Source organism: Corynebacterium sp. HMSC11D10 (genome assembly GCF_001806995.1).
Lineage (GTDB): Bacteria > Actinomycetota > Actinomycetes > Mycobacteriales > Mycobacteriaceae > Corynebacterium > Corynebacterium coyleae.
Genome location: NZ_KV787048.1, coordinates 22,786 through 29,506 on the forward strand (window position 1 = coordinate 22,786; position 6,721 = coordinate 29,506).

Sequence of the window (6,721 nt, forward strand, 5' to 3'; positions counted from 1 at the left end):
TCAGTACGACACGACAATCTCAACAACGTCATCTATCGAACATACGTCCGAACCGAGCCCGCGAGTCGTGTGGCGACGGTACTCGATCGCCTTCTCCAACAACCAGTCCAGCCTGGGGATATGCGACCAACGCGCCACAATGTCCGGATCCACAGCACCGGCCAGCAGACCATCGACGATCACCAGCGCTGCCGTAAAACCACGCGGGCGCAACCCAACGGACGGATCGAACTCGGTCAGCACAGGCTCAGCGTGGCCATCGAACAGCAAATGCGACAAGAAATCCAGGTGCGCGACCACGCCCTCAGACCCGAGGTGCTCCTCGCGCCACACCGCCCGGTCAGCATTGGCAACCAGCCCGGTGCGCTCGCCGGAGGGAGCTTCGATGCCGGCCACGGCGTCGTCGTAAAGCAATGCTGCTGCAACCGCCTCATCGACACGCTCGCGCGGCTCACCGGTGGCGAACTCAGTCGCGCAATACCCCGCAACGATCAAGCGACCATCCGTCGCACGCACAGGACGCGAAATGCGCAGCCTCTCCCCCGGCACTGCCTTCTCACGCGCCTTGCCAGACCACGCGGACGTCTCACGCGCATGCGACAACACAACACGTCCGAAGCGCAGGCCATTGTTCCAAAATTGCGGGACCGCAACCGGCTCAATGTCGTCGATCTGGAATGCGGAAAGCACATGTGCCGGAATCGGCTTAAGCAAAGAAACCACCGACACCACCTTCTTAATTCACGGCCGGACGCGGATACGGCCACGGGTTCGGCCGGCACGTGTCGTCGTTGTTCGGGTAGTTCTCCTCCGGGCTCATCTCATGCAACTGCGCATTGTTCAGGCTCAGCGTCTGCTGCATCATGATCGGCGCAAGCGCATTCGCCTCCGGGCACGGCACGTGCTCCGCAAAGCCCACAGCGTGGCCCACCTCGTGATTAATCAGGTACTGGCGGTACGAACCGATGTCACCCTGGAACGGCACGGCACCGCGCACCCAGCGCGACTCGTTAATAATCACCGTGTCCTCGCCCGTAATGCGAGTACGGCAACTCGTCTCCGTACCCAACGCGGCACCACAGAGCTCCGCCGTCGTATCCAGAGAGGTCAAACGGATCTTCAGCGTCGGATCCTGATCTGCCGACACGTGTTCGAAGCGGAAGCGCGGATCATTCGTCCACCCGCGCGGATCCATCAACGTTGCATCCACCATCTGGGCAAACGACTGATCCCCGCCGTAACCGGAGGCGTCGATGCCGTGCTCGACCTCGACGATGTAGCGCACCACAATCTCAGTGCCCTGGCCCGCATTGGCACCAGGGATGCCGACCTCGTAGAACGTGCCCTCACCCGTCGTGGTGTACGGGCCACCCGGCGGCAGATCGTGCGGGTCAAAGATGCCTTCCGCGATCTTCGCAGGCTCCAGCGGCTTCGGTTGATCCGCATCCACACCAGCCATGCCCGCTTCACCGGCCGGAGCCGACGCAGACTCGGCGACCGTCCCGATCGCCTGCTCATCCGGGTTTTGCACCATGTCCAGCAGGACAAACACGGTAATTACCGCAAGCACCGGGATCGCATACGCGCGCCACCCGTACTCGCGGGCAAAGGCGACAAGACGTCCCTCTTCGCGGCTTGTGCCCTGCGGGGTGTCGTCGCCAGACTCCATGCCCCAGCTATCAAACCAGTCGCCGAAGTCCTCTTCAGCGCCCCCGTGGTGCTCACTATGGCGCCCACCGTGAGACGGAGTGCCCTGCTGTTGTGCCATGTCTGAGTAATCTAGCGCATGAAGCCGACGCTACGGGCCGTGGTGCTGCCCTGCTCGACGTAAACGACACGGTCAGTGCGGATCAGGTAGGAGTGGCCCTTGGCATCCTCCAGCTTGAAGGTTGCCTGACCGTTCGCAATCGCCTGCTCGACGGTGGCAAAGATGTCTTCCTGGCCCTCCGGAAGCTTGATCGCTAGTTCGCGCGGGGTGTCTGCAAGACCAATCTTGATATCCATTTTCTCGCTCACTGTCCTTTTCTTGTTGCGCTTTGTGTGTGCCCGCAGGGGCAATAACTAAACGTAACCACCTGCTGGCGGACGGCCCCATTGTAACGGCCGGTAGCTAAGATGAACGCGTGCCCTACGCAGCTGAGAGTGAACAACGTGGCGCTGCTCGTCGTGCGCCAAAGAAAACGACGTTTGCCGGGTTGGGGGTCGCGGCTGAAATTGTGGACGCGCTTGCGGACCACGGCATCACCCACCCGTTCTCCATTCAGGAGCTCACGTTGCCCATCGCGCTGGCCGGACGCGACATCATTGGCCAGGCCCGCACGGGTATGGGTAAGACGCTCGGGTTTGGTGTGCCGGTGCTGGACCGCGTGTTCGACGACGCCGATATTGCAGAACTCGACGGCACCCCGCGCGCACTGCTGATCGCCCCGACGCGCGAACTTGCGGTGCAGGTCGGCGAGGACATCGAACGCCTTGCCGTACACACGCCGGTGCGCGTGGCCACGGTCTACGGTGGTCGCCCCTACGAGGAACAACTCGAGGCACTCGAAGCGGGCGCGGACATTGTTGTCGGCACGCCTGGCCGCCTGATTGACCTGCATGACCGTGGCGCGCTCGTACTGGATAAGGTTGCCATCCTCGTGCTTGACGAGGCCGACGAGATGCTTGACATGGGCTTTCTTCCGGACATCGAAAAGCTTTGGTCCGCCGTGGGCGCAACGCAGACCATGCTCTTTTCCGCCACCATGCCGGGCCCGATCCTGTCCCTTGCCCGTTCGAAGATGAACAAGCCGGTGCACATCCGCGCCGAATCCGAAGATGCCTCCGCTACCCACGCCACCACCCGTCAGGTTGCGTTCCTCTCCCACCGCATGGACAAAGCCGAGGTCATCGCCCGTATCCTGCAGTCTCCGGGCCGCGAGCGCACCATTATTTTCGCCCGCACGAAGCGCTCGGCGGCCGATCTCGCCGAGGATCTTGCTGGCCGTGGCTTTGCCGTCGGCGCGGTCCACGGCAACCTCGGCCAGGTTGCGCGCGAGAAAGCTCTTGATGCTTTTCGACGAGGCGACGTGGAAATCCTCGTCGCCACCGACGTCGCGGCACGCGGCATTGATGTCGACGACGTCACCCACGTGATCAACTACCAAACCCCGGACGACCCCATGACGTATGTCCACCGCATCGGGCGAACCGGCCGCGCAGGACGCACCGGCGTGGCGGTCACCCTCGTCGGCTACGACGAAGCGACGAAGTGGTCCATGATCAACACCGACCTCGACCTGGGCAAACCCAACCTGCCCGAGTGGTTCTCCACCTCCCCTGAACTGCAGGAGGAGTTCGGTTTCCCGGAGTCAGCTACTGGCCATGTCGGACGCCCGCGTAAAGTGCTCGGGGCACGACCAAACCGTCCATCCCGCCCGGCGGCTCCGGGCAAGCGTTCAGGAAGGAAACGGCGTTGAGTAAGCCTTTGCGTCGCACCCGCCGCGACCTCATTGCCACCGGCGTCATCGCCGGCGTTTCGGCGTTGCTTGTCGGCACCGCCTTTTTCACCGCCCCGGTGCGCCAGGCTGATCTCTCTCCAGCAGCCGAAGCTCAGGAGGATTTTGGTCAGTTGGCGGTGGTGCCGTCGTCGCTAAGCGAGGGCTTCCGGCTCACCGACACCTCCGGACGCGCGCAACCGCTCGTAGCTAACGGCTTGATCATTACTTACAACGATCACACGCTGACCGCGACGAACCCTGAGGGCGAGACCGTCTGGACGTACGAACGCCCCAACGACCTGTGCCTGATGGATCAGGCGTGGGACAAGGTTGTGGCTGTCTACCGCGACAACGCTGGCTGCGGCGACGTGGTGGCCATCGACGCGAAAACCGGCCAATACGCCGGCACCCGATCCGCCCCGGCGTCTGAAAACGTCACGCGCCTGGCCTCGAACGACCGCATTGGCTACGCCTCCAGCGAACGCATCGAAGTATGGCGCTCCGACATGGTGCGCACCATGGAATACGGCTACATCGAAGCCCCGCAAGAATCCGACATGCAGCCCAACCCAGGCTGCGTGATCACCTCCGCGCTCACCCGCACCGAACTCGTCGCGCTGACCGAAACGTGTGGGGACGGCACCTTCCTCCGCATCCAAAAGGCAACCCCGGAAGACTCCCGCGAACCCGAAGTCGACGCCAACATTGAGATCGACCCGCAGGCCTACCTCGTCGCCGTCTCCCAAGACGCCGCCGCGGTCTACGACCCGTCAAAGAAGCAGGTCCTGGCCTACGACAAGGAAGGCAACAACACCAGCTCCTCCTCGGTGCCAGCAATGGGTGAGCCACAGCGTCTCGACGGCACCATCGCCGTCCTCCCCGTCGCCGACCTCCCCCACCATATGTCCTACTGGCAGGACGACTCCCTCCTGCTCATGGAGCCGGCAGGCCTGGGCGTCACCGGCGTGTTCCAAGGCGCACTCGGCACCGGCTTCGCCGCCGGCGACCGCCTGCTCTACGCCTCCCAGGACGGCATCGCAGTTGTGGATTGGGACAAAAACGCGGTCGACGAGATCATTCCCGTCGACCGCGGCGGCTACACCGGCCCCGTCCACATCTCCTCCGCCGGCGCAACCATTGTGGAAAAGCGTGGCGACGACATCGTCGTCCTCGACGCCAAGGTTTAGCGAGGCCGGAGGGGTGAGCGGTGTCGTCGATTAGCGGCGCGCCTTACGCTCCTCATACTGCGCCTCGTTATACGCCCTCGAACGCGGGTGGAACACGGTGACCAGCACCAACACCACCGAAATCAGTGTCGCCACGCCGAGCGTTACCGCCCCGCCGCGGAACATATAGATAGCCACGCCGCCAAGAATCGCCTCAATGAGGACCACCGCGCCAGTCGCACGCGGACGGCCGCGCAGAGTCTCCAGCGACACAAACGCGATGTAGCCGAAAATGATCAGCAAAAACACCGCAGTACCGATGTTGACGTAACCAGCAACCGGCGAGTCGGACTCCAGGGTGTGCTCGGTAGCAAGGAACTGATCACGGATCAGCGTCACCACATAAACAAAGATCGCCAAGCACTGCACCAGCACCACCATCGCGCCGAAACGCATCAGGGGTGGGACCTCAGCATCCGCGAACGGCTGCTGCTCCGGGTCATTTGGGACGGGCGCGTGGGATTGATTCCGATTCGTAGTCACAACAAAGCAGTCTATCGCCACCGATACGGCAGATGAACCCCAGCGAACCGGCAGAAATCCGAAAAACACGATTTGACCCGGGCACCTCCACCACCCGTTTACTATCATCCCAGGTCAGAGGGTAGACCATTGGCTTGCGGATCGGCCCAGAAGCGCAAATGTGACCGCGATGACGTAGATACATTCTGTGATTCCGCGCACATTTTGGCCTCGAACCCTAGCGGGCTTTGCATGAACATGTCATTATTCACAAGTAGCAAAAACAACGGGCTGGTAACTCAGCCCTTAACCCTCAGACACCACGGGGTTAACGCCCGGTAAACCGGAAGACGGGATCTCGAATCCACCGAGAGGCACCGCCCGGAGCCAGGAACCAAACTTTGTTTGCAACGCACCTACATCGTTGGGTGTTTTAGTGGTGCACGAAAACCGACCACGCAGTACCGATTTATTTTTTAAGGAGCATCATCATGGATTGGCGCCACGAAGCAATTTGCCGCGACGAAGACCCGGAACTGTTCTTCCCGGTTGGTAACTCCGGCCCCGCCCTCGCTCAGATCGCACAGGCGAAGCTTGTTTGCCATCGCTGCCCAGTAACCACCCAGTGCATGAAGTGGGCACTCGAGACCGGCCAGGACGCCGGCGTGTGGGGCGGCCTGTCTGAGGAAGAGCGTCGCGCACTGAAGCGTCGCAACAAGGCACTCGCCCGCAACCGCGCTCGCATGTCCGCCTAATTTTCCTCTCCGGTATCGCAGGCGATACAGTGATAAGTCTGTAACCGGTACAGATATATAAAGGAGACCCTCATGAGCAAGCGTGGTCGTAAGCGCAAGGATCGCCGCAAGAAGAAGGCGAATCACGGCAAGCGCGCTAACTCTTAAGCGCTAAAGCCCGCGCCCGGTACCTCCCCTTTCGGGAAGGTACCGGGCGTTTTCTTTTGCCCTCAGGGCCACTGCACTTTTGCACTCAGCGGGTTGTCTTGGTCGCGAAGTTCGGTGCTTGTTCGGGTGTTGCTCTACGGTCCTGGCCTGCTGTTTTCCGCTGGTCGTCTAGCTCGGTGGTTGTGGAACCAGACGATGAGCTCCGTATTGACCATGGTGTTCGTTATCACCTGGGGGTTTGTGAAGGCGGTTTCGAGACCGTCTAGCTGTATGTGCGGGGGTGCTAGACGATCAGGGGCAGCAACGAAAAGAGAGTGTGCTCCCACTGGGGGCGCACTCTCTGTGTTGGTTTGGGTGTTTGGTTAGAGCATCATGTTGGCGAAGCCGATGCCGATTCCGACGATGGCCAGCAGTGCGACGATCGGGGCGATGATGGCGGCGATGTTGACGTCTGCTCCTGCAGGCTTGTTGTTGTCTGCCTGCTTCTTGGCGTTGTCGACCTTGGCCGGTGCGTCCTGCTCCTCGGCGTCTGCCTGGTCTTGTACCTTCTCCTCGGCCTTGTCGTTAGCCTTGTCGGCCTGAGCCGGGGCTTCTGCTTCGGCTTCTGCTTCGGCTTCTGCTTCGACCTGTGCTGGTGCTTCTACCTTGTCGT

The 6,721-nt window shown here is 61.7% G+C and carries 8 protein-coding genes and 1 pseudogene; 4 read left to right on the top strand and 5 right to left on the bottom strand.

The window, feature by feature from the left end:
- From HMPREF3120_RS04885 to HMPREF3120_RS04895, 3 genes are read right to left on the bottom strand one after another with little or no spacing between them, the layout of a single operon-like run.
- Window positions 1-723, bottom strand: coding sequence for a hypothetical protein (locus HMPREF3120_RS04885; RefSeq protein ID WP_141739372.1), 723 nt, complete (start codon window positions 721-723; stop codon window positions 1-3).
- Between the two features lie 13 nt (window positions 724-736).
- Window positions 737-1,768 (bottom strand): DUF3152 domain-containing protein, encoded by a 1,032-nt coding sequence (locus tag HMPREF3120_RS04890; protein ID WP_246815419.1) that lies wholly within the window; start codon window positions 1,766-1,768, stop codon window positions 737-739.
- 11 nt (window positions 1,769-1,779) lie between these two features.
- Window positions 1,780-2,004 (bottom strand): DUF3107 domain-containing protein, encoded by a 225-nt coding sequence (locus HMPREF3120_RS04895; protein WP_070422420.1) that lies wholly within the window; start codon window positions 2,002-2,004, stop codon window positions 1,780-1,782.
- 119 nt (window positions 2,005-2,123) lie between these two features.
- Here HMPREF3120_RS04895 and HMPREF3120_RS04900 point away from each other — a divergent pair, with 119 nt between their 5' ends.
- Both HMPREF3120_RS04900 and HMPREF3120_RS04905 read left to right on the top strand, forming a co-directional pair.
- Window positions 2,124-3,458: a DEAD/DEAH box helicase gene (locus HMPREF3120_RS04900; RefSeq protein ID WP_070451112.1), complete on the top strand. Its 1,335-nt coding sequence runs from the start codon at window positions 2,124-2,126 to the stop codon at window positions 3,456-3,458.
- Window positions 3,455-4,666 carry an Rv3212 family protein gene (locus HMPREF3120_RS04905; RefSeq protein ID WP_083284780.1) on the top strand — a complete coding sequence of 404 codons (1,212 nt, stop codon included), beginning with the start codon at window positions 3,455-3,457 and terminating at the stop codon, window positions 4,664-4,666. The genes HMPREF3120_RS04900 and HMPREF3120_RS04905 overlap by 4 nt, the downstream gene beginning before the upstream one ends.
- A 30-nt stretch (window positions 4,667-4,696) precedes the next feature.
- On the opposite strand, the gene HMPREF3120_RS04910 is transcribed toward HMPREF3120_RS04905, so the two are convergent.
- Window positions 4,697-5,188: a hypothetical protein gene (locus HMPREF3120_RS04910; protein ID WP_246815420.1), complete on the bottom strand. Its 492-nt coding sequence runs from the start codon at window positions 5,186-5,188 to the stop codon at window positions 4,697-4,699.
- A 470-nt stretch (window positions 5,189-5,658) separates the two neighbouring features.
- Here HMPREF3120_RS04910 and HMPREF3120_RS04915 point away from each other — a divergent pair, with 470 nt between their 5' ends.
- Together HMPREF3120_RS04915 and HMPREF3120_RS12520 are read left to right on the top strand one after the other, a co-directional pair.
- Entirely contained in the window at window positions 5,659-5,922 is a 264-nt protein-coding gene (locus HMPREF3120_RS04915; protein ID WP_070422423.1) for a WhiB family transcriptional regulator, read from the top strand.
- Between the two features lie 72 nt (window positions 5,923-5,994).
- Entirely contained in the window at window positions 5,995-6,069 is a 75-nt protein-coding gene (locus tag HMPREF3120_RS12520; protein WP_099046258.1) for a 50S ribosomal protein bL37, read from the top strand.
- 362 nt (window positions 6,070-6,431) lie between these two features.
- Here the strand turns inward: HMPREF3120_RS12520 and HMPREF3120_RS12115 are convergent.
- Window positions 6,432-6,721 (bottom strand): annotated as a pseudogene (locus tag HMPREF3120_RS12115) (hypothetical protein); the annotation flags it as partial.